Below are 1,082 nucleotides of genomic sequence, written 5' to 3'. Positions count from 1 at the left end.
GCCAGGCTGCTGACGACGACTAGAACGACGAGCGGTCCGACCACTCCCCGGGCACCCACGCGCGTCGTGACGGAGGACCGCTCCAAGGCACAGCCATTGCCCAGGCCGGAGACGGAACGCCTGCGCATTCTCATCGTCGACGATCACACCACGTTCTCAGACCTGCTGGCTGGAGCCCTGGACCGCGAACCTGACTTCGAAAGTGTAGGAGCTGCCAAAACGGTGGAGTCGGCCGCGACGATGTACCTGGAACTGCGACCCGACGTCGTCGTCATGGATCTGTATCTTGACGGCGGGTCCGGGCTCAACGCTGCTGAGCGGATTCTTGCCGAAGCGCCGGAGGCCCGGGTCGTCATGCTGACGGGTAACCCGTCTCAGGAAGCGCTTCGAGAAGCCGCCCGTATGGGAATCTGCGGGTTTCTCCCGAAGGACGGCGCCCTGGGAATCTTGCTCGACACCCTGAGGCACGCCCGGCCAGGGAACATGATCGTGCACCCGTCGCTGGTGGCAAAGCTCGGCAACGCCACCGGATCCGCGCCGGATCCTGCGGAAAAATAGCCAGGCACGCCGACCGTGCGCGGACTTCACGCAGAAAAAGTCAACGACGACTTCTTGACTGCCCCGGACGTCACCGAACGACGTGAGGTCCGGGCAGCCGTCGCGCGTTTCCTCACGGTCGGTTTTCTGGCTCTCGTTCTGGTGGCAACCCCGGTTGCTTTCTGGATCCGAGCGGAAGCGGAACAGCATGCCCTGGCCAATGCGAGGGACATGACCCAGCGTCTGGCCGATAACGTGGTCGGGCCGTTGATCACGAGCCAGCTCCTTGAAGAAGACCCCGCCGCACTGGAATTACTCGAGCAGAGGTTGGCGCCGTGGCTGGCCAACGACCACGTGACGAGGATCAAGGTGTGGGACGAGCGCGGCCGGGTGGTCTACTCGGATGTGGAATCACTTATCGGGCAGGATTTCGAGCAGGAGGAATGGGCCCGTCTGCTTCTTGAAGGAGGGCCGGCGACAGCCACCCTTGAATCCCAAACTGCGGAAGAAAACGAGTACGAGGCCGATTCGGGCGAACTCGTCGA

General features: G+C 63.2%; 1 protein-coding gene and 1 pseudogene. Both read left to right on the top strand.

Features of this window, described 5'->3' with window-relative positions; all coding sequences use genetic code 11:
- Positions 1-558: response regulator (locus D6T63_RS18845; RefSeq protein WP_147394453.1), on the top strand; the 558-nt coding region annotated here is incomplete at its 5' end.
- A gap of 15 nt (positions 559-573) precedes the next feature.
- A pseudogene (locus tag D6T63_RS18840) lies at positions 574-1,082 on the top strand (sensor histidine kinase); the annotation flags it as partial.

Source organism: Arthrobacter cheniae (assembly GCF_003602275.1).
Taxonomy (GTDB): Bacteria; Actinomycetota; Actinomycetes; order Actinomycetales; family Micrococcaceae; genus Arthrobacter_D; species Arthrobacter_D cheniae.
This window is presented reverse-complemented; position numbering and strand designations above follow the sequence as displayed.